The organism is Streptosporangium canum (genome assembly GCF_900113865.1).
Classification (GTDB): Bacteria; Actinomycetota; Actinomycetes; order Streptosporangiales; family Streptosporangiaceae; genus Streptosporangium; species Streptosporangium canum.
Map to the genome: position 1 here is coordinate 144,482 of NZ_FOQY01000017.1, position 21,229 is coordinate 165,710.

At 68.8% G+C, this 21,229-nt stretch carries 21 protein-coding genes; 15 read left to right on the forward strand and 6 right to left on the reverse strand.

Annotated features, from left to right (window positions below; genetic code table 11):
• Window positions 1-14: 14 nt before the first annotated feature.
• From BM085_RS24365 to BM085_RS24410, 10 genes are all read left to right on the forward strand, one after another.
• The gene (locus BM085_RS24365; protein WP_093889241.1) at window positions 15-1,706 is read left to right on the forward strand and encodes an ABC transporter substrate-binding protein; all 1,692 of its coding nucleotides are present in this window, start codon (window positions 15-17) and stop codon (window positions 1,704-1,706) included.
• Entirely contained in the window at window positions 1,707-2,711 is a 1,005-nt protein-coding gene (locus tag BM085_RS24370; protein ID WP_093889242.1) for an ABC transporter permease, read from the forward strand. It begins immediately after the preceding gene.
• The gene (locus tag BM085_RS24375; RefSeq protein WP_031169075.1) at window positions 2,708-3,553 is read left to right on the forward strand and encodes an ABC transporter permease; all 846 of its coding nucleotides are present in this window, start codon (window positions 2,708-2,710) and stop codon (window positions 3,551-3,553) included. The genes BM085_RS24370 and BM085_RS24375 overlap by 4 nt, the downstream gene beginning before the upstream one ends.
• A complete protein-coding gene (locus tag BM085_RS24380; protein WP_093889243.1) occupies window positions 3,550-4,524 on the forward strand; it encodes an ABC transporter ATP-binding protein in 975 nt (324 codons plus the stop codon). Before BM085_RS24375 ends, BM085_RS24380 begins: the two co-directional genes overlap by 4 nt.
• On the forward strand, window positions 4,517-5,470 hold the full coding sequence (locus tag BM085_RS24385; protein ID WP_093889244.1) for an ABC transporter ATP-binding protein: 954 nt from the start codon (window positions 4,517-4,519) through the stop codon (window positions 5,468-5,470). The genes BM085_RS24380 and BM085_RS24385 overlap by 8 nt, the downstream gene beginning before the upstream one ends.
• Entirely contained in the window at window positions 5,467-7,365 is a 1,899-nt protein-coding gene (locus tag BM085_RS24390; protein ID WP_093889245.1) for a hypothetical protein, read from the forward strand. Before BM085_RS24385 ends, BM085_RS24390 begins: the two co-directional genes overlap by 4 nt.
• Window positions 7,362-8,708 carry a family 20 glycosylhydrolase gene (locus tag BM085_RS24395; RefSeq protein ID WP_093889246.1) on the forward strand — a complete coding sequence of 449 codons (1,347 nt, stop codon included), beginning with the start codon at window positions 7,362-7,364 and terminating at the stop codon, window positions 8,706-8,708. Before BM085_RS24390 ends, BM085_RS24395 begins: the two co-directional genes overlap by 4 nt.
• Window positions 8,709-9,054: 346 nt before the next feature.
• On the forward strand, window positions 9,055-10,275 hold the full coding sequence (locus BM085_RS24400; protein WP_093889247.1) for an MFS transporter: 1,221 nt from the start codon (window positions 9,055-9,057) through the stop codon (window positions 10,273-10,275).
• Window positions 10,276-10,590: 315 nt separating this feature from the next.
• Window positions 10,591-11,073, forward strand: coding sequence for a hypothetical protein (locus BM085_RS24405; RefSeq protein ID WP_143121054.1), 483 nt, complete (start codon window positions 10,591-10,593; stop codon window positions 11,071-11,073).
• A gap of 105 nt (window positions 11,074-11,178) precedes the next feature.
• Window positions 11,179-11,838, forward strand: a complete 660-nt coding sequence (locus BM085_RS24410) for a hypothetical protein (RefSeq protein WP_143121055.1) — start codon at window positions 11,179-11,181, stop codon at window positions 11,836-11,838.
• 227 nt (window positions 11,839-12,065) lie between these two features.
• On the opposite strand, the gene BM085_RS24415 is transcribed toward BM085_RS24410, so the two are convergent.
• Window positions 12,066-12,671 carry a YciI family protein gene (locus tag BM085_RS24415; RefSeq protein WP_245789628.1) on the reverse strand — a complete coding sequence of 202 codons (606 nt, stop codon included), beginning with the start codon at window positions 12,669-12,671 and terminating at the stop codon, window positions 12,066-12,068.
• 338 nt (window positions 12,672-13,009) lie between these two features.
• Here BM085_RS24415 and BM085_RS24420 point away from each other — a divergent pair, with 338 nt between their 5' ends.
• Window positions 13,010-13,828, forward strand: a complete 819-nt coding sequence (locus BM085_RS24420; protein ID WP_245789630.1) for a S1 family peptidase — start codon at window positions 13,010-13,012, stop codon at window positions 13,826-13,828.
• A 138-nt stretch (window positions 13,829-13,966) separates the two neighbouring features.
• Here the strand turns inward: BM085_RS24420 and BM085_RS24425 are convergent, their stop codons facing one another.
• On the reverse strand, window positions 13,967-14,236 hold the full coding sequence (locus tag BM085_RS24425; protein ID WP_093889252.1) for a hypothetical protein: 270 nt from the start codon (window positions 14,234-14,236) through the stop codon (window positions 13,967-13,969).
• Window positions 14,233-14,646 carry a hypothetical protein gene (locus BM085_RS24430; RefSeq protein WP_093889253.1) on the reverse strand — a complete coding sequence of 138 codons (414 nt, stop codon included), beginning with the start codon at window positions 14,644-14,646 and terminating at the stop codon, window positions 14,233-14,235. The genes BM085_RS24425 and BM085_RS24430 overlap by 4 nt, the downstream gene beginning before the upstream one ends.
• Before the next feature lie 791 nt (window positions 14,647-15,437).
• On the opposite strand from BM085_RS24430, the gene BM085_RS24440 reads away from it, so the two are divergent.
• From BM085_RS24440 to BM085_RS24450, 3 genes are all read left to right on the forward strand, one after another.
• Window positions 15,438-15,968: a hypothetical protein gene (locus BM085_RS24440; protein WP_245789632.1), complete on the forward strand. Its 531-nt coding sequence runs from the start codon at window positions 15,438-15,440 to the stop codon at window positions 15,966-15,968.
• 7 nt (window positions 15,969-15,975) lie between these two features.
• Entirely contained in the window at window positions 15,976-16,566 is a 591-nt protein-coding gene (locus BM085_RS24445) for a TetR/AcrR family transcriptional regulator (RefSeq protein WP_093889256.1), read from the forward strand.
• 121 nt (window positions 16,567-16,687) lie between these two features.
• Window positions 16,688-17,974 carry an endonuclease Q family protein gene (locus BM085_RS24450; protein ID WP_093889257.1) on the forward strand — a complete coding sequence of 429 codons (1,287 nt, stop codon included), beginning with the start codon at window positions 16,688-16,690 and terminating at the stop codon, window positions 17,972-17,974.
• A 310-nt stretch (window positions 17,975-18,284) separates the two neighbouring features.
• On the opposite strand, the gene BM085_RS24455 is transcribed toward BM085_RS24450, so the two are convergent.
• The 3 genes from BM085_RS24455 to BM085_RS24465 are packed head-to-tail and all read right to left on the reverse strand — an operon-like array spanning window position 18,285 to window position 20,434.
• Entirely contained in the window at window positions 18,285-19,178 is an 894-nt protein-coding gene (locus tag BM085_RS24455) for a hypothetical protein (protein WP_143121056.1), read from the reverse strand.
• Between the two features lie 33 nt (window positions 19,179-19,211).
• Entirely contained in the window at window positions 19,212-20,108 is an 897-nt protein-coding gene (locus BM085_RS24460) for a hypothetical protein (protein WP_093889259.1), read from the reverse strand.
• On the reverse strand, window positions 20,105-20,434 hold the full coding sequence (locus tag BM085_RS24465) for a PadR family transcriptional regulator (protein ID WP_093889260.1): 330 nt from the start codon (window positions 20,432-20,434) through the stop codon (window positions 20,105-20,107). The genes BM085_RS24460 and BM085_RS24465 overlap by 4 nt, the downstream gene beginning before the upstream one ends.
• A 69-nt stretch (window positions 20,435-20,503) precedes the next feature.
• On the opposite strand from BM085_RS24465, the gene BM085_RS24470 reads away from it, so the two are divergent.
• Window positions 20,504-21,229 (forward strand): STM4015 family protein, encoded by a 726-nt coding sequence (locus BM085_RS24470; RefSeq protein WP_093889261.1) that lies wholly within the window; start codon window positions 20,504-20,506, stop codon window positions 21,227-21,229.

Genomic DNA, 21,229 nt, shown 5'->3' on the forward strand with positions numbered 1-21,229 from the left:
AAGGCCCATCCCCCATGAAAAAGGTTAGATTCTCCGCCACAGCCGGCGCGCTGGGGCTGGCGTTGCTGCTGACCGCGTGCTCGCCGGGCACCTCGGGCGGGGCTCAGGAGAGCGCCACCAACGCTGCCGGCGGCACGTCGGACTCGATCAGCCTGCGCATCAACAACGCCACCACGTACTCCCGCAACTTCAACATCTACTCCCCCTCCACCGACATCGCCCCGCAGATCAGCCTCATCTATGAGCCGCTGGTGCGCCGCAACGTCCTCAAGGGCGGCCGGCTGGAACCGTGGCTGGCCGAGTCCTGGGAGTGGAGCGACGGCGACAAGACCGTCACCCTCAAGCTCCGCACCGATGTGAAGTTCTCCGACGGCACGCCGATGACCAGCAAGGACGTCGCCTTCACGCTGAACATCTCGCTGGAGCACCCCGAGCTGAACACCGGCGGCCAGACCTACGTCTCGGCCGAGGCGACCGACGATCACACCGTGGTCGTCAAGTGGAAGAAGCCCGCGCAGCTCGACTTCTACCGCTTCGCGCTCGGCGTCACCGGCTTCGCGCCCCGGATCGTCCCCGAGCACATCTGGAAGGACAAGGACCTCAAGACCTGGACGAACCCCGACCCGGTCGGCACAGGCGTGGGCAAGCTCACCCAGTTCACCCCGCAGCAGTTCACCTTGGAGACGCGCGCGGACTACTGGGGCGGCCGGTTCCCGATGAAGACGATCAAGATCGTCGCGACCGGTGGTGACGACCAGACCAAGGCGCGCCTGCTCAAGGGTGATATCGACTACGCCACCATTTCCTGGCCGAACGCCGAGCAGGAATACATGGCCCGGAACCCGAAGGCCAACGTCTACAAGACGTTCCACACCGGCGGGGAGGAGTCGCTGCTGTTCAACCTGGCCAAGGAGCCCTTCTCCGACGTCAACGTGCGCAAGGCGCTGGCCATGAGCGTGGAGCGTTCCAGCGTGCTCAAGCTCGCCCCCACCGGCCAGGAGCCGGCCAACGCCTGTGGCCTGGAGCCGCAGGTGTACGCCGAGTTCATGGCTCCGGAGTGCAAGCCGCAGGCCCTCGACGTCGAAGGCGCCAAGAAGGCCCTGGCCGACGGCGGCTGGACCGTCGAGGGCGGCCGGCTCGCCAAGGACGGCAAGACCTACCCGCTGAGCATCAAGGTCGTGCAGGAGTACGCCAACTGGATGGCCTATGGCAAGGGCATGCAGGACCAGTGGAAGTCCAACCTGGGCCTGGACGTGAAGGTCATGGCCATCCCCGAGGAGAACTACGACCCGCAGCTCAACGAGGGCGACTACGACATGGCCCTCTACTGGACCGGCAACTCCAACGGCCTGTACTCCGTCTTCGCCGACCAGCTCGACTCCGACAAGTACAAGCCCATCGGCAAGGACGCCCAGTACCAGAACCAGAGCCGCTGGAAGGACGCGTCCACCACGCCGCTGCTCGACAAGCTGCGCGACACCGTCGGCGACCCGGCCGCCCAGAAGGAGGCCGGCTACCAGCTCCAGAAGGTCGTGCTGGACCAGGTGCCGTTCTCCCCGATGTTCACCGCCGACTGGTTCGTCGAAATGAACCAGGCCCGGTGGGTGGGCTGGCCCGAGACGGGCAAGACCGACCACGTCCCGCACAGCGGCATCGGCCCTGACATCGTCATGACCCTCAAGGGTCTCAAGCCCGCGGGCAAGTAGATGAAGCAGGGCAGGTGGCGTTTCCTGACCAAGCGGGTGGCCTTCTACCTGGCCACCTCCTGGTCGGCGATCACGCTGAACTTCCTCATCCCCCGGCTCATGCCGGGGGACCCCAGTTCGGTCATCGTCAGGCAGTTGCAGAGGCAGTCGGGCGAGTCCGTCTCGCCCGAGGCCGTGGCGGCGATCCAGAAGCTGTTCGGTGACCCCCGCGCCGGCCTTCTCCAGCAGTACTGGGACTATCTCGTCAGCATCGCGCGCCTCGACTTCGGCCTGTCCGTCAGCCGCTTCCCGACCCCGGTGGGCGAGTTGCTCGCGGACGGCCTGCCGTGGACGCTGATGCTGGTCGGCGCCACCACGGTGGTGGCCTTCGTGCTCGGGACCGGCCTGGGGATCGCCGCCGGGTGGAAGCCGGGCGGACGGCTCGACGGGTTCCTGTCGCCCCTGTCGACGTTCCTGACCGCCGTGCCGTACTTCTGGGTGGCCCTGATCGCCCTGTACGTCTTCGGCCTGGTGCTCGGCTGGTTCCCGCTGGGCGGCGGGTACGACCCCGACCTGTACGGCAGGCCGGGCTTCCTGGGCAGCGTCCTGCAGTACATGGTGATGCCCGCCACGACGATCGTCTTCTCCGCCTTCGGCGGCTGGCTGCTCGGCATGCGCAACATGATGATCACCACCGTCAGCGAGGACTACGTCCTGCTCGGCAGGGCCAAGGGGCTGTCCGCCGGGCGCGTCATGTTCAGGTACGCCGCGCGCAACGCCCTGCTGCCCAGCGTCACCGGCTTCGCCATGGCGATCGGCGGCGTGCTCGGCGGCGCGCTGCTGACCGAGATCGTCTTCTCCTATCCCGGCATCGGCTACCTGCTCTACGACGCGGTCAGCAAGCGTGACTACCCGCTGATGCAGGGCGTCTTCCTGCTGACGACGCTCACCGTGCTGCTGGCCAACTTCGTGGCCGACTCCGTCTATGTGATGATCGACCCGCGTACGAGAGAGGCAGGCCGATGAAGGTCCGCATCGGCATCGGCATCATCGTCTTCTTCTCGGTGATCGCGATCATCGGGCCGTGGCTCAACGACCTGATGGGCATCGGGCCCTGGAAGATCGATTACAACGCGATCAGCGAGCCGCCCGGCGCCGGCCACCTGCTCGGCACCACCAGCCAGGGCACCGACGTGCTCGCCCAGATGATCGCCGGGACGCGCAACTCGATGGTGGTCGGCTCGGTGGCCGGCGTCATCGGCGTGATCCTCGCGGTCGTGGTCGGCGTCACCGCCGGCTTCTTCGGCGGCAAGGTCGACGCGGTGCTGTCCTTCGTGACCAACATGTTCCTGGTCCTGCCCGTGCTCCCGCTCACCCTGATCGTCGCGGGCTACGTGCAGGACACCGGGCCCGTCACGATCGCGCTGATCATCGGCCTGTTCGGCTGGGCGGCCGGCGCCCGCACGCTGCGGGCGCAGACGCTCTCCCTGCGCGGACGCGACTTCGTCATGGCGATGCGCATGATCGGTGAGAGCAAGCCACGAATGATCTTCGTCGAGGTGCTGCCGCACCTGGCCGGCTGGATCTCCGCGATGTTCCTGCACCTGGTGCTGGGCGCGGTCCTGGCCGAAGCCGGTCTGGCCTTCCTGGGCGTCTCCTCGGCCGACACCATCAGCTGGGGCACCGTCATCGACCAGGCCAGGCAGGTGGCCCTGCTCAACGGCATGTGGTGGTGGTTCGTCCCGCCGGGTCTGTGCATCGCGCTGCTGGGCACCGCGACCGGCCTGGTCAACTTCGGCATCGACGAGGTCATGAACCCCCGCCTGCGCACGGCCGACATCAAGGCGATGAGAAAGGCGCTCGCATGATCCTGGACGTCAAAGGGCTCAACGTCGACTACATCACAGCCAAGGGAGCCGTACGGGCCGTCAACGACGTGAGCTTCCAGCTGCGGCGCGGCGAGATCCTGGGCGTGGCGGGCGAGTCGGGCTGCGGCAAGTCCACGCTCATCATGGCGCTCATCCGGCTGCTGCGCCCGCCGGCGGCGATCACCGGCGGGCAGGTGTGGCTGCACCCGCGCGAGGGCGAGCCGGTCGACATCGCGAGCCGGACCGACAGGGAGCTGCGCAGGCTGCGCTGGCGCAGCATGGCCGTGGTGCTGCAGAGCGCCATGGACGCGCTCAACCCGGTCGCCCGGCTGAGCGCCCAGTTCGCCGACGTGCTGAGGGCGCACGGGTACAAGAACACCGAGGAACGCACCGCCGAGTTGCTGGAGATGGTCGGCATCTCGCCCGACCGCGCCCGCTCCTACCCGCACGAGATGTCCGGCGGCATGCGCCAGCGCGCCATGATCGCGCTGGCCCTGGCCTGCGACCCCGAGCTGGTCGTCATGGACGAGCCGACCACCGCCGTCGACGTCGTCATGCAGCGGCAGATCCTCGCCCAGATCCTGGAGCTGCGCGAGCGGCTCGGTTTCTCCGTCGTGTTCGTCACCCACGACCTGTCGCTGCTGGTCGAGCTCGCCGACCGGATCGCCATCATGTACGGCGGGCGGATCGTGGAGCTGGGCGAGGCCGCGGAGATCTACCGGGCGCCCAAGCACCCCTACACCAAGGGCCTGCGCGACTCCTTCCCACCGCTGCACGCACCTGTCACCAGGCTGAACGGCATCCCCGGAACCCCGCCCGACCTGCGCAACCTGCCCACCGGCTGCGCGTTCGAGCCACGCTGCCCGCGCCGCTTCGCCGACTGCACCGAGCGGCGTCCGGAGCTGCTCGCGGTGGGCGACGCCCTGGCGGCCTGCCACCTGCATGACCGAGAGAGGACGGCCCGTGCCTGAGGAGACCCCGGTCCTGGCCGCGGAGGACGTGACCAAGCACTTCGACACCGGTCGGCAGACCGTGCGCGCGCTGGAGAACGTGACGCTGCGCCTCTACCGCGGCCGCATCGCCGCCCTCGTCGGCGAGAGCGGCAGCGGCAAGACCACGCTGGCCCGGCTGCTCGCCCAGTTCTACCCCGTCACCTCGGGCGAGATCCGGCTGCGCGGCGAGGTGGTGAGCGGCCCGGACAAGGATTTCTACGGTGAGGTCCAGCTCGTCTTCCAGGACCCCTTCGCCTCGCTCAACTCGCTGCGCAAGGTCGAGCACAACGTGCGCAGGGCGCTCAAACTGCACGGGCACCCGGCCGACGACGCGGCCGTGCACGAGCTGCTGGCCAAGGTGAACCTGACCCCGGCCGCCGACTTCGCCCGCAAGCTGCCGCATGAGCTGTCCGGCGGCCAGCGCCAGCGCGTGGCCATCGCCCGCGCGCTGGCCGTGCGGCCCTCGGTGCTGCTGGGGGACGAGCCGATCTCGATGCTCGACGTCTCCATCCGGCTCGACGTGCTCAACCTGCTGGCCAGGCTGCGTGAGGAGGAGGGCCTGGCGCTGCTGTACATCACCCATGACATCGCCAGCGCCCGCTACCTGTCCGACGACATCTATGTCATGTACGCCGGGCAGATGGTCGAAGGCGGTCCTGCCGAGTCGGTGATCCAGGAGCCCAAGCACCCCTACACCCAGCTGCTCCTCGACTCCTCCCCCGACCCGGAGCGGGCCGGCGGCAGCTCGGCGTTCACCGCGACGGCGAAGCTGGGCGAGCCGCCGAGCCTGGTGGACCCGCCGCCCGGCTGCCGCTTCCACCCGCGCTGCCCCTTCGCCAAGGAGCAGTGCAAGACGTCCTTCCCGCCACGCACCGAGTTCGCCGACGGTAGCTGGACCAACTGCTGGCTGCACAACGAGTCATGACATATCACCTTCGCTACCAGGTGCTTCCCGGGAGGGACGCCGCCCCGCTGGCCCGATACTGTGCCGAGCACGGCATCCCCGAGGTCGTGCTGATCTACAACTCGGAGGAACTGCACTCCGGCCATCCGACCGGCGCCGAGGAGGACCTGTGGTTCGAGCACGTGGCCGCGGTCAAGCGCGTGCTCGACGCGCACGGCGTCGGTGCCGGCCTGAACCCGTGGGTGACCGTCGGTCATGCCGACCGGGGCCGCATGCAGGACCGCGGTTTCGCCCCGATGGTCTCCCCGTCCGGCCAGGTCTCCACGGCCACCGCCTCCTTCGCCTGCCCGGTCTGGCGCACGTGGCTGGCCGATCACTACGGCCGTTTCGCCGAGCTCGGCTTCCGCGTGCTCTGGCTGGAGGACGACTTCCGCTTCCACAATCACTCCCCGCTCACCTGGGGCGGCGGGTTCGAGCCGGAGATGCTGGAGCGCTTCGCCCGGCTGTCGGGCCGGCAGGTGGAGCGCGAGGAGCTCGTCGCCGCGATCACCGCGCCGGGTTCCCCGCACCCCTGGCGGGCGCTGCTCCAACGGACCTGGCGCGAGGCCCAGCTCGACGCGCTCGACCGGGTACGGCAGGCGGTCGCCGGACGGGCCAAGCTCGGCCTGATGAGCTCAGGGCTCGGAATCGCCTCGGTCGAGGGCCGGGACTGGGCGGCGCTGTTCGACCGGATCGAGGTGCATCGACCGCACTTCGCCGCCTACCGTGACGAGCCGGGCGAGGCGCTGGCGTACTCGATCGCCATGCTGGAGCTGCAGCGTCCACTGCGCCCGGCAGCCGTGGAGGTCGCCCCCGAGATCGAGAACTGGCCGCATACCGAATGGACCAAGTCCGACACCCAGACCTGGTCGGAGATGGTCACCGCGCGCCTGTCGGGGGCCGACGGCCTGCTCCTCGACGTGCATCCCTTCGTCACCGGCGAGCCCGCTCGCTACCCGCGGATCGGGACCATGCTCGACCGCTCACGCGCCGCCCTCGACGCCACCGCGTCCCCCGGCCTGCGGACCACCGGGGTGACGGTCCCGTGGTGGCCTGACACGGCCGCGCGGATCCCGGGCGACGGCACGTTCGGCGGGCTGGCCGCCGACCCGCTGCGCGCGGCGCGTTACCTGCTGCCGTACGGCGTGCCGATCCAGGCCGGCGCCGGCGCCGTCACCGCGGTGTTCGGCACCATCGCCTGGGGCGTGCCCGACTCCGAGGTGGAGACCCTGCTGTCCGGAGGTGTGCTGCTCGACGGGCACGCGGCGATGATCCTCACCGAGCGGGGCTACGGCTCGCTCCTCGGGGTGACGGTGGAGGAGCCGGCCCACCGGTCCACGCCGTCGCGGCACCCGTACAGCATGGAGCGGATCGCCGACGGCGGCGAGCTGCTGAGCGTCAACGTGCAGGAGGCGGTGGCCAGGCTCGCCGCGGCGAGCGGGGCCGAGGTCTGGACGCGGATCCTCACCCCGCGGCAGGAGCACTGGGGCGACGGGCGGGTGGCCTTCGTCAACGAGCTCGGCGGGCGCGTGGTCACGCTCGCCGCGTGCGCGCCGGAACGGCTCGGCCGCTGCGACGACGGGCGCCGGCTGGCACACCGCGCGATCAGCTTCCTCGGTGGTGACTTTCCCCTGGTCACAGGCGGCCCCCACCTTATGCCGCAGTTCGCCACGGTGAACGGGCGACGCCGCCTGGCCATCGTCAACGGCTCCGCCGACCCGGCCCGTCCGGTGGTGTCGGGTGTCCGCCCCGAGAAGGCGACGCTGCTCGCGCCACTGGAGGAGCCCCGGCCCGTCCCTGTACGCGAAGAATCCGGATATTTCGTTATCGATGCGGATGTGCCGCATCGCGGCTATGTGATCGTGGAGTGTGCATGAACGAGCGGCCCGAAGTCGTCCCGGCCCTGCAGGAATGGACCGGCGGCACCGGCGAGTTCCGGCTCGGCCCCGAGTCCCGGGTCGTCTGCGCCGACGAGCGGCTCGGCAGCCGCCTCGCCGGTGAGCTCGGCATCGGACACGCCACCGAAGGGCCGGGAGACGTCGTCCTGGAGATCATCCCCTCCGACGGCAGAGCCGAGGGCTACCGGATCGAAGCCACGCCCGGCCGCGTGACGATCACCGCGTCCACCGCCCGCGGCCTGTTCTACGGAACCCGCACCCTCGTGCAGATCCTCCGTACCGGCGCGGTCCCGTGCGGCGTGGCCCACGACTGGCCCGACTACCCGGTCCGCGGCTACATGCTCGACGTCGGCCGCCGCTACGTCACCCCCGAGCTCATCCACCGCCTCATCCGCCTGATGGGCCACTACAAGCTCAACGAGCTGCAGCTCCACCTCAACGACAATGAGATCAAAGCCCCGGACGGCGACTGGGGCGAGGCTCTGCACGGCTTCCGGCTGCGCTCGCCCGCCTTCCCCGGCCTGGCGCCGGAGGAGTCGTACTCCCGCGACGACTGGGACGGTTTCGAGGAGCTCGCCGCCGCCCACGCGATCACCCTCGTCCCCGAGATCGACGCCCCGGCCCACTCGCGCGCCTTCATCTCCTTCGACCCCTCCGTGGGCCACGACGGCGGCAACTCCGACCACCTCGACCTGGCCAACCCGGCCGCGACCGAGCTGGTCAAGGCCGTGTTCACCGAGTTCGTGCCCTGGTTCCGCGGACCGGCTGTGCACTTCGGGGCCGACGAGTACTACCAGAGCAAGGCGTTGTGGAAGCAGTTCTTCAACGACATGGCCGCGCATGTGCGTTCGCTCGGCAAGCAGCCCCGCGCGTGGGGCGGGTTCACCCGCCTGTCCCCGACGGGGGACACCGCCGGATTCGATCCCGACGTAGTGATCAACAGCTGGAACAACGGCTTCTACGGCCCCGAGGGGGCTCGCGAAGACTCCTACGCCCTGATCAACAGCAATGACGACCTGCTCTACATCGTCCCCGAGGCCGACTACTACCACGGCGCCGGCCTCGACGCCGAGTGGCTCTACGACCACTGGGAGCCGCACGTCTTCGCCGACGGCCAATCCCTCGACCCGGGCGACCCCCGCCTGCTCGGCGCCATGCCGGCGCTCTGGAACGACCTGGTCAGGGCGGACTACACCGAGGAGAGGATGTACGAGCTCATCGAGCACAGCCTGGGCGTGCTCGCGCAGAAGATGTGGAGCGGCGCCAAGGCCGGGTTGCCGTACCGGGACTTCGTCCGGTTGCTACAGAGGTTGAACGCCTAGTAGTGCCCGGTCAGGTAGAGGTCGATCCGGCGAGTCGCCCGGCGGCAGGGCCTTGAGTGGAGCGGCGATTCGGGCTCGTCCGTCCCATCTGGGGCTCTGTATCTCTTCCGCCTCGTCTTCAAGAGACCGAGACGCCGTCGCGTCCGAAACCGACCAAGCTCTACTAGGTAGTTGTCCCGCTCAGGGACGCCCCGAGCGCGGTCGTCATATACAGAACGTTGCGCCCGGATCGCTCGCGCGCGACCAGCCCGCTCTCACGCAGCACCCCGAGGTGCTGCCATGGATCGATCATGTAGCAATGGGCTAAATGCTGTCGCGGCGACGCCCGGCGCCGGAGGATCCCGGCATGAAGCAGGACATGACGCGGACCGACGCCGAGCCCCGCTTGTCTGCGGCCTACTGGCGGTTGTGGTGGGCGACGGGCGTCAACAGCATCGGTGACGGGGCGTTCGCCGCGGCTGTCCCGCTGCTGGCCGTCACGATCACGCGCGACCCGCGGCTCGTGTCGGTCGTATCCGCGGCGACGTACCTGCCCTGGCTGCTGCTGTCGCTCCCCGCCGGTGCGCTCGTCGACCGGCACGACCGCGTCGGCCTGATGTGGCGCTCACAGGCGATCCAGGCAGTGATCGTCAGCGTCACCGCCATCCTTGCCGCACTCGGCCACATCGGCATCCCGGTGCTCGCGGTCATGGCCTTCGGGCTGGGGACGTGCGAGATCGTCTTCGCCGGCGCGGCGCATGCGATCTTGCCCGATCTCGTCGCCAAACCCCTGCTGCACAAGGCGAACGGCCATCAGCAGACGATCGCGACGATCGGCTCCCAGTTCCTGGGACCACCGATCGGCAGCCTGCTGTTCGCGGTCGCCGTGGCGTCGCCGTTCGGGATGGACGCCGGCTCCTTCGCCCTGTCCGCCGCGCTGCTGGCGACATTGCCCAGGCACAGGCACCGGCAGATCGAGCACCCGCCGATGCGTACGGCGATCGCGGACGGCCTGCGCCGACTGGTCCGGCACCGGCTGCTGCGCACCCTCGCGATCCTGCTCGGTGTCAACACCTTCTGCGGCCACCTCGGTAACGTCACACTCGTCCTGCTGGCGACCCAGACGCTGCACCTCGACGCGCGCGGTTACGGCCTGCTGCTCGCCGCCGCCGCGATCGGCAGCCTGCTCGGCGGCCTGGTCAGTGCGCGCGTCGTCAACAGGGCCGGCGCGCTTCGCGCACTACTCACCGCGCTCGCCACGAACGTCGTCGTCTTCGTCGGGATCGGGCTGAGCCCGAACGCGATCGTGCTCGGCGCGCTGCTGGCCGTCAACGGCTTCGTCATCACGCTGTGGACCGTCGTGACCGTCAGCCTCCGGCAGCAGGTCGTGCCGTCCGAGATGCTCGGCCGGGTCAACGGCGTCTACAAAATGCTCGGCTGGGGACTGATCCCGCTCGGGGCACTGGCCGGCGGACTGGTGGCGCACACGTTCGGGTTGCGTGCGCCGTACCCCGTCGCGGGTGTGCTGCGAGGGGTCGCCTTGCTGGTCGCGATGCCGATACTGATCCGCGCCATGCGTGACCGGTGATCGGGCGACGACTCGTTGCCGCCTTCGATCGTCACGGCCTTGACCACGCTCCTCGCTGGGGTGGTCCCACGCCCATGGCCCTCTGGTGTGCGCGGCCTCCGCAGCCAGGGAGGGATGGCCCATCGATCACTCTTGTATCGAACACGTGATCTAAAAACTCTAGGACCAGGGTCCCGGCCAAAGTTACGATCTTGCTGTTCGCCGGCCGGGTCGATCGGCCGGTTCTCCACGCTGACGGGGTGTGAAGACGCCCCATGACTGGACGGGAGATCAACTTTGAGGCGTGCACTGATCGCGGTAGGTGTCGGTTTGAGCATGGTGGGTTCCACTGTCGTCACTGAGCCGGCACAGGCCGCGAGCGTGGTGATGGTCCCGTTGGCTCCCACTGTGACGGCGGCTCAGCAGGTCGCGAGATTCTGGCTCGCCGACGGGGCCGCCAACCTGAAGAACGCCACGCCGTACGCAGTGCGGACCACGGTCGGCGGGGAACGCCTGTCCACGGACATCGTCCCGGACGGCCCGCCGGCTTCCATCCCGCCGCTGGAAGAGCCGGCCTCGCCGGACGGGGAGCTGCCCACGACCTCGGGCAAGGTGTTCTTCATCGGCAGCGACCTCCAGCCGCACTGGTGCACCGGCACGGCCGTGCGCTCGAAATACCGGAACGTCGTCGCGACGGCAGGCCACTGCCTACTGGACCGGTGTCATCGCCTAGACGGCCCCGTCCCCGCCGCGTCCGCCCAGAAGGGCGGGCGCGGCGTCATGGCCTGTCGGCCGTTCCGGTTCGGATCTGCCGTTTGACCAGCACGGCCTGCGATCGGATCGCCTTGCCGCCGGATAACCCGCATCCTCACCGCGCCCCGGACCGGCGCTCCAGATCAAACAGTTCCGGGTGAGGAGAAGGTCTTGTTCACCATCCTTGCCGCCCGTAGGCCAGTCCTCGATCCGGAGAACTCCGGCCTCCCCAGAAAGGCTGATCGGCTCGTGCTCGATGAGATCATCGCCCGCTACGACGACACACTGGATCGCCTCGGCGACTTCTTCGCGTACACGGTGACGATCCCCGATTCCGGCGTCCTCACGGTCGAGGACGCCATGCGTCGCGTCGGATCCGACCCCGCTGCGCTCCAAGGCCCCGGAGAGCCGCACAGCAGCGGCGGCATCTCCTTCTACCAGTTCGGCTCCGGCGTCGTCACTCTGGACTGGATGAACCCGGGCGGTGACCGCAAACAGGTGACCGATCGGCTCGCCGGCAACGGATTCCGGCATTGGTACCTGGCCTTCGACATCGAGGGCAACACCACCATGTACGTCCGCTATGGAGAAGCCGAGGGATACCTTGAGCATCCCGAGCCGGGCTACATCCCCTTCACTCACTGGACGGATCACTTCGGCCCGCTGAGTGCCTACTCCGACCTCCTCGTAAGTGCCTATGACAGTGAGGAGGCGGAGGCGGAGGTGGACGTCCTCGCGGCATGCCTGGCCGTGATCGAGGTGGAAAGCGGTGTCCGCCTGGAGGAGAAGCTCATGGACGGTCCTCATTCAGTGCTGTCGATCTCCATGTAGGACCAGGTCAGCCTCATGATTCTGCGGTGTTCAGCCACCAGCCGACGCCTTTCGGCCGCTCGCGCATCGACCGGTCCGACCCAACCGCTTCGGGGTGCCGTTCGGCATCGCACCGGCCGTCTGCGCTCCCGTACATGGTCTACAGGATCACTGTCTGCACCTCCCCCGCCCCCGTCGCCCGCAGTCGCTCCTATCCCTCCATAGGCGTCGACCCGGTCACATGCTCGTTACCGCCGCCCGCCGAACGCCCAGTCGTGGACCTCGATGTCGGCGTACCGGTCCGGAGTCAGGACGGCGCGTGCCGCATCCGGGTCCGGCGCCCGGACCAGCAGCGCCGTACCCACCCAGGTGGTGCCGTCGTCGGACAGCAACGGCCCATACGCGATCAGCTCGTCCCGGTCGGATGGCGGGACAAGGTCGGCAGCCGGCCCGGAGCCGAGGCCCAGCACCAGATACCGGTTGCCGCCCTCTCGGCCGCCGGGGAAATCCCACATGGTGCGACCCAGCACGTTGCGCCATCGGCGCAACACCACGTCCCGGTACACACCGGCCTGATAGTTGGGCTCATCGAAGACGAACGCACGCGCGGTGGCGAGGTCCGGCAGGTCGACGATGTGCACGCTGCCGGTGGCCGTCTCACCGTCGGGGCTCAAAGTGGGGCCGCGGGCGATCAGCTCCGCCTCGTACCGGTCCATGTAGGACCAGTGCTCCTCCGTCAACTGGTCGCGGAGGGTCGCGGAGCCGGGACGATCACGGTGATAGCAGAAGAACTCCATACCAAGGGTATCTACCATGAACCGCAGCGACAGCTCCATTCCGGTCATCCAAGCCATCGACGCCCCTTAAGCGCCGGAGAAGGGTCTCAAGCAGCGGCGAAGGACCAGGTGGGTGGGGCCGGCCGCTCCGCTGCCGTCGATGGTCTCTCCGGGGATGTCGTCAGTCCCCCCGCCTCCGGCTGCCCGACGAGTCCGTATCCCTCAATCGGCGTCATCTCCGTTGGTGCACGCTGTGAGGGCGGCCGGCTCCCTGCGGATCGCGCACCGTGGGGCGCATCCGCCCTGGTCGGGTGGGGTTACCCCTACCGCGTGCCGACCTGCTGGCATGATCACCCCGACAAAGCCGGACATATACCTTCATAACGTTATAAATGACCAATGAAGGGGCTTCGCCCGTGTCTGGCACCACCTCGTTCCGCCGTATCGTCTCCCGCTCCGCCGTCGTCGCATTGGCCGGCGCGGCCTGCCTCGCGGTCACCGCCGGGAGCGCCGGAGCAATCATCAACGGCTCCGATCCCACCGAGTCCTACCCCTTCATGGCGACCATCCCGACCACGGCTCCGCTCATGGGCCTCACGGACGGCAACTGCGGCGCGGCCCTGATCAGCTCGCAGTGGGTCGTGACCGCGGCGCACTGCCTCGACATGGAGATCGGCTCGATCCCGAAGGGGACGGTGCGCATCGGCAGCGACGAACGGAAGTCCGGCGGAACCGTCCGCAAGATCGCGCAGGCGTTCCTGCACCCGGACTACGCCCAGCACTCGCCGAACAAGAACGACATCGCGCTGATCCGCCTGGACCGCCCGGTCAGCATCAAGCCCATCACGATCGCCGATCAGGCGGGCAAGCCCGGCACGCCGACCCGGATCATCGGCTTCGGCATCACCAAGTTCAGCACCAACCCGGCTGACTGGAAGATGGCCAAGAAACTGCGCCAGCTCGACACCCGTCGCGGCGCGGTCTCCGAGTGCGGTCCCGGCTTCGCCGATGACACCCGCCTGTGCACAATCAGCCGGAAGCCCAAGGCCATGGCCTGCAACGGCGACTCCGGCGGCCCACAGATCCAGCGCGGCCGCGGCGGCCGCCGGGAGTTGATCGGCGTCACCTCCGGCCCCGGCGCCAAGAGCCCCTCCTGCGAGCAGGGACCCGGCCTCTACACCAACGTGCCCGCCTACAGCGACTGGATCAACAAGACCATCCGCGCGAACAGCTGAGCCGCGGTACGGCAGGCCCGGTGACGGACCGGGCCTGCCCGTGGGCGGCCCACTCGGCATCCTCGGTCCAGCCCACCGCACCCGTACGAAACTCCGGATCGAAACTACGTCTGGTCTCTCCCACGATCCGACCTCCCCTTAGGCCAGATCTCCACAGTACGAGGGGAGGGTCACCGCCTCGGACAGGCCGCCGAAGGTGTGCCGGGTGCTGATGCCGGACGGACCGTGGCCGTGCTTGTGGCCCGCGAGGTTCCATGCGTAGACCGGCACCCGCGCCGGAACCTGCTCGGTCGGATCGCTGCCGTAGTGACCGCCGCCGGCCTGCTCGTCGGTGATGACGATCATCCGGTCGTGAGCATCGTTGGTCGAGCGGAAGCGCCTCCGGACGGCGTGGACCGTGTTGGTCACTCCGGGGGGGAGACCTTGCAGAGTGCCGCCCACTTTCGCTCAGCCTCATGCAGCCTCTCCAGCTCTGCTTGGCTGTTCTGCTCTCTTTGTAGCGCGGCCGCCCAGTCCTGGTGGGCGTATACCGACTCGCGCAAGCTCCCGCGGAGCTCCGGATCATCGGTTGTCTCCGCAGCAGTGAGCAGCCTATCGGCATATGCCCGGGCATTCACTTGCCACTCCTCTTGCGTCACAGTGATCGTCTGGACATTGCGAGCAGCGACTGCCAGGGCGCAAGCTTTGGACCGTGCAGAGTCCTTGTTGTTCAACATGTCATCGAAACTCTTGACGCCGAAGAACGCCAAGATGGTGATCACGGACACCGCGATCCCCAGGACCGCAGCGAATTTCGGCTTATCAGAACCGTCGCTCACCTCTGGGCCTCCGTCACCCGAAAGCGTTGCTGCCCCGAGTATAGGATTAAGGTGGCGGTTGGCGGAGCTTTTGTCTGAAACCGGGCCTGGCCATGAAAACCGACAATCTCGCCCTCTCTAAGTGGGTGTTTGATCCCGGGGGTTCTGTCTGATTGGTGTTTCAGGCGCCTCGCCAGGTTGGGGTGGATTCGCGGGTGAGTTGGCGGGTCATGAGGTCGATCATGGCAACGTGGATCATGGCTTCGGAGCGGGCCGGTAGGGCTTCGTAGTCGCGCGCCAGGCGTTCAGCACCGGCTCGACGAGCGCCCAGCGGGCGTCGGACAAGTCACTGGGGTAGGGGCGCCGCTCGGCCATGCCTCCGGCGTACCGTGCGGCGCATCGGCCGCCCAGACCCCGAATGGCATCCCTCACCGGCAGGTAAGGACAGGGCGCCACGTCTTGGGATGAGACAGGATTTTCCTGGATGAGACCGGCACTCAGCAGCCCGTTCATCGAAGGCCGCCATTTCGGAATCCATCGAAAGCGTACAAGCCGGGCGCGCAGGCTACCGAATGGATCGGGCGATTCACTATCCCATGGGATAAAACACCCACTAAGAGATTTACCTACCCAACAACCCCTTTCAGCGTTCGTGACGCACTATCCGGTGAAAATTTCGTCAATTCCGCCGGACCCTCTTGAGGGCGCCTACTACTGGCTCCAGGAAAGCCGCGGTCCGGCCCTCTCCCCTGCTCCCGACCGTTCCTGATCACGGGTGGACCATCGGTGTGTACTATCAGTACACTTCGGCCATGAGAGCCATCGTCAAGACCGCGGGCACCATCCTGGTTTCGATCCTCCTCAGCTATCCGCTCTGGGCACCAGAGTGGGGGCGCGGCATCCTGGGCGAGATCGAAGCGTGGGGAATGCCCGGCGGACTGATCGCCGTTGCCGTTTTCCTCGGGCTCGTTGCGCTGTACTGCCGAGCCCTCCAGCGGACGATGACGCTCGTGCGGCCCGACGCCAGGACCGCGTCGCCCACGTCGGTCTGGTGGATGTTCGCGATCCCCTACAACTTCACCGAGGATTTCTTCATCGTGCGCGCCGTCTCCACCTCGCTGGCCGCTGACGAGCAGGTGACGAGCGGGTTCATCCGGCGGTGGGCGGCACTCGGATACGGCTGGTGCGCGTTCCAGATCCTGTCGCTCTTCCCGGGGATGGCCGGGTATGTCGGCGGAGCAATCGCCCTCCTGCTGTGGGCGGCACACTGGATCATGACAGCCCGCGTCAATCGCACGCTTGCCACCCGGCCCCCAGCCGCCCCACTCACGCACAGCCTCTAGGAAACCCATGCCGCTGCCCCGCTTTGACCGACTGCCGGTCGGCACACGAGCCGCCATCCTCGCTGTCGCTCGCGCCCACTTCGCCCGCGACGGCGAGAACGCCGCGTCGTTCAACCAGATCATCGCCGAAGCCGGCATCTCCAAGACCTCCGCCTACCATTACTTCGACGGCAAGGACGACCTCTTCGGCGCCGTAGTCACCGACGCGGCCGACCGGATGTTCACCGTGCTCGGTCCCTGGATCGACGTGGAAACCGAGGACGAACTGTGGGAGCAGGTGACGGCAGGCACCACACGGCTCATGGCGCACCTGCGCGACCACCCCGATGACCGGGCGGTGCTCGCCGGGCGGCCTCATCCCGGCGGCGACGGCAGCTCCTGGATCCACAGGCTCGTCGCGAACGGCCTGCACATCAACCTGATCGACCCGTACCCGAACGCCGAACTGATCACCGTGGCGACCATCGGTGTCTTCGAAGCCCTCGACACCTGGGCACTCGACCATCCGAGTGAGCTCGGCCACTCCGTCACGGACACGCTCACCCTGTTCCTCGCACGGCTCTGGAACACCGCCCCCAAGGCGAGGAGTGAGAAATAGCCCCCGGGCCATGGACACGAGGCCGTGGCGTGCCTCTGCGACGGCGGCCAGGATGTTCGTCCTCTGCCCATGCAGATAATGCTCCGAGGGGGCCAGGGCGGTCCGTGACACAATCACATGGATGCGGTTCCATGCCGACCTGCACATCCACTCGAAACACTCCAGGGCCTGCAGCAAGGACAGCGACCTGGAGCATCTGGCCCGGTGGGCGCGGCGCAAGGGCGTCACCATGATGGGCACCGGAGATTTCACGCATCCGGCCTGGTTCGGGCGGCTCCGTGAGGACCTCGTGCCGGCCGAGCCCGGGCTGTTCCGGCTCCGTGCGGAGCCGGACGGAGCGGCCTCTCGCGGGCTGCCGCCCGGTGTGGCCGCCGCCGAGGTGCGGTTCATGCTGTCGGTGGAGGTCTCCACGGTCTACCGCCGCGGCGGGCGCACCCGAAAGATCCACCACCTGGTGTATATGCCGGGGTTCGACGCGGCGCAGGCGTTCAACCGCGGCGTGGCGCGGTTCGGCGACCTGAGCTCGGACGGCCGGCCCGTCCTCGGCCTGGACTCCCGCGAGCTGCTGGAGATCACCCTGGCCTGCGGCGACGGCGCCTACCTGGTGCCGGCGCACGTCTGGACGCCGTGGTTCGGCGTGTTCGGCTCCAAGTCCGGGTTCGACACGATCGAGGAGTGCTACGGCGACCTGGCCGGTCACATCTTCGCGCTGGAGACCGGGCTGTCCAGCGACCCCGCGATGAACTGGCGGGTCTCCGGCCTGGACCGCTACCGGATGGTGAGCTACTCCGACGCGCACTCGCCGCCCAGGGTCGGCCGCGAGAGCACGGTGTTCGACGTCGACCTGGACTACTTCGCGGTCCTGCGCGCGCTGCGGACCGGCGCCGGGCACGAGGGGACGGTCGAGTTCTTCCCCGAGGAGGGGAGATACCACCTGGACGGGCACCGCAAGTGCGACGTCCGGATGGCCCCGGAGCAGACGCGCGAGCACGGCGGGATCTGCCCGGTGTGCGGCAGGTCGCTCACAGTGGGCGTGCTGAGCCGGGTCGAGGAGCTGGCCGACCGCGAGGAGGGTGTACGACCGGACGGCGCCGCCGGTTTCCGCAACCTCGTCCCGCTCCCGGAGATCGTGGGCGAGATCCTCGATGTGGGGCCGCAGAGCAAGAAGGTGCTCGCGGAGGTCGACGGTCTCATCGCCGCCCTGGGACCGGAACTGGCGATCCTGGAGGAGGTGCCGGTCGGTGACATCGCGCCCCTCTCCCCGCCGCTCGCCGAGGCCGTCGACCGGCTGCGCCGCGGCGAGGTGATCCGGGAGCCCGGGTACGACGGCGAGTACGGGACGATCCGGCTCTTCGGGCCCGGCGAGTCCGACCAGGCGGACACGCTCACCACCCCGGCGCTTTTCTAGCCGTCGACGGATCGGTCCCGGCGCCGCCGCCCGGGTCTGACAGGACGGGACCACGCAGTCCCCCGGGCGAGGATGTCCACCGTGGAGATCGGCCTCTCCGGCCGGGAGGGAACCGACGGTGACCGGCACCATGTGGCGGTGGTCGGGTGACGGACGACTTTCCGACGAGACCGCCCGCGGTCATCAGGGACAACGAGGCGATCACGCCGCAGGGTCCAGGCCATGCCCCTGACTCCGCCGGACGGGTGACGCCACGTCGCCGTTTCGGAGTGAGGAGGGCCACGACGGCCCCGCACGCGGCCAGGGCACGTCAGAGCCAGGCGAACTCCTCCTGCATCCTTCTCAGGAGCTCGTTCTGCCTGGGGAGGAACGCGCGGTAGAACTCCTTGCCGCACTCCAGGTCGTCGAGAGAGGCCTTGATCTCCTCGTTGAGGTACGGCCTGGCCTTGTCGGGCGCCAACTCGGGCTGGACGAACATGCCCTCGCCTGCCTGTTCGTCGGGTATGTCGTCTTGGCGGGCGAGTTTCTCCACCTTCGCGTCGAACTCGTCGCGGCCGCGCCGTTCCATGGCGACCGGGTTGGCGGCGGTCAGACGGTAGCCCTTGGCTTTGAGGCAGTCGGCCATGGCGACGGCCGACTGGACGAGCCCGGGATCGCCGTCGAGCTCCTCCGCCTTGACCTGTTTCACCTTCAAGGCCATCTGCTTGCCGTGGTCGCGCTTGGACGTCACGACCTTGCCCGTGGTCTTTTCGACGGCCTCGCCGTAGCACGCTTCCTTGACCTTGACGTATGCCGTGGCCTGCGCTTCGTTGAGCTTTCCGGCGATCGCCCAGTTGGGGTCCGCGGGCACCTTGCCCCTCGGGTCTCCAGGGCCTTGGAACTCCTTGGGATAGACGAAGGCGGCGAAGATCTCGAAGCCGTACTTGGCCCGCCTGACCTTCATGGCCTCGTAGTCGCCGTTCAGCGCCTGCGTCTCGGCGGCGGAGAGCTTCACGGGCGGAGGGAGGTAGGGGACGTAGGTGAACCCTCCCTTCTTCATGCAGTCGGCGATCCCGGCCTCCATCTGCCGTTTGACGTCCGTACCGGCGTACGACGCGGTGGCGTGCGGGCTCGACGGCGCGGACTGACTGCCGCCGGCGGCCGAGCAACCCGTCAGTGCGGCGAGCGAGAGCGCGGACAGCACGAGAGTCGATCTTTTTGGCATGCCCGGAAACATACTCCGTTCAACGAAGTATCGTCAATCGAGCCGTGGGGTCGACGCCCGCCGCCAGTGCCCGAACGGCACGAGCGCGGTCGCACCGGCCAGGAAGACCAGCAGGCCCCAGTAGGCCAGATGCTGCCTGGTCAGGTCGGCCGCGTGGTCCCACAGGCGGGCCGAGGCGACGGTGACGTAGATCGTCGCGCCGAGCGCCCAGCGCGGGTCGTGGGACAGGCGTCCCGCCCAGAGCGCCATGCCGAGCAGGGCCAGCTCGACGGCCATCCTGCTCAAGCTGATCGGATAGACGGTCCCGGACTCCATCCACGCCGGCCCCGCCCAGGCCATGGGCGGCACGACCGCCCACCACCACCACGATCTCGGGGTGAGCGGCCTGCCGTACACGGCGAGGACCAGCAGGCCGCCGAGCGCGAGCGCGTAGTCGGTGGCCACGGGCGGCGGCTCGGACAGGGCGAACAGCGGGGCGTCCGTCAGGAAGCCGGGTTCGACGGGCAGCAGCAGGTGGTCGAACAGCGGCTCGCCGCTCGCGACGGCCACGGCTTTCGCGCCGGTGAGCAGCACCAGCGGCAGCGCCGGCCGTACTCTGCCGCGTAGCACGGCCAGCAGGGCCAGCGCGGACAGCGACGTCCACAGCGGGATGGCGGGCGCGTAGGGCAGCAGAGCCGCGAGCTGTGCCGCGCACAGGGCCGTCACCCCGAGATGGACGCCGTTGGCCCAGGAGGATCCGCGTCCCGCCCTGGTCAGCCGTTCGCGCAGGCCGCCGATGACCAGTCCCGTCGCCTCCCGCGGCTCGGGGACCGTGCGCAGGGGCGCGGCGCTCTCCAGAAGGACATCGAGAAGCTCGTCGCCGTAGGCGCTGCGATAGTCGTGCGGATAGGCGCGCAGCAGCCTGCGGTAACGCCGTTCGAGCGGGGTCATCCCGCGAAGGTGGCTCTGTTGATCACCAGCGCGGCGGCCGCATGCATACGCCTGGCCTCGGCGCGGACGACGGCCTGGCCGGCATCGGTGATCCGGAAGTAGCGCCGGCTGCGGCCGTTGACGACCTCTTCCCTGTCCACGGCGATGACCCCGCGCTCACTGAGCCGCTCAAGGATGCCGTAGAGGGTGCCGACGGACGGCCGGACCCGCCCTCCCGACAGTTCTCCGACCCCCTTCAGGATGGCGTGCCCGTGCATCGGGCCGTCGAGCAGGGTGGTGAGCACGAAGTACATCGGCTCGCTGACCTCTGAAGTTCCCCTGGGCATGGCGGTGATCGTACTCCGTACCACGGAGCATCGCACGGTCGCGACGGCCGGCCACCGGGGATCCGGGCCATGGCCATGTCGCGAAGCGCCGGGAGCGGCGCGCCCAACGCCCCCGCCGTGCTCGCCGCCAACGCCCACCGGCTGCCGCGGCTGCGCTCGCTGTTCCTCGGCTTCGTCGAGCCCGAGCACTGGGAGATCTCCTGGATCCGGCAGGGCGACGTCACCCCGATCCTGGAGGCATTCCCCCGCCTGGAGCGGCTGGACGTGCGCGGCAGCGAGGACCTGCGGCTGCGGCCCGTACGGCATGCGTCCCTCAAGGTCCTGCGCTTCGAGTCCGGTGGACTGCCCGGCCACGTCGTCCGCGCGATCGGCGAGTCGGAGCTGCCCGGCCTGGAGCATCTGGAGGTGTGGCTCGGCGTCTCCCAGTACGGCGGCGACGCCACCGTGGGCGACCTGGAGGGCGTCCTGTCGGGCAGCGGCCTGCCCGCGCTGCGGCGGCTCGGGCTACGTGACAGCGAGATCCAGGACGAGGTGGCCGCCGCGGTGGCGTCGGCGCCCGTCGTCGCCCGCCTGGAGGCGCTCAGCCTGAGCATGGGCGCGCTGACGGACACCGGAGCCGAGTCGCTGCTGAGCGGCCAGCCCCTCACCCACCTGCGCCACCTCGACCTGCACCACCACTTCCTCACCGACGACATGGCCGCGCGGGTCCGGCGCGCCCTGCCCGGCGTGGACGTCGACCTCTCCGAACCCCAGCCCCCGCTGGACGAGTGGCGCTACGTCGCCGTCTCGGAGTGA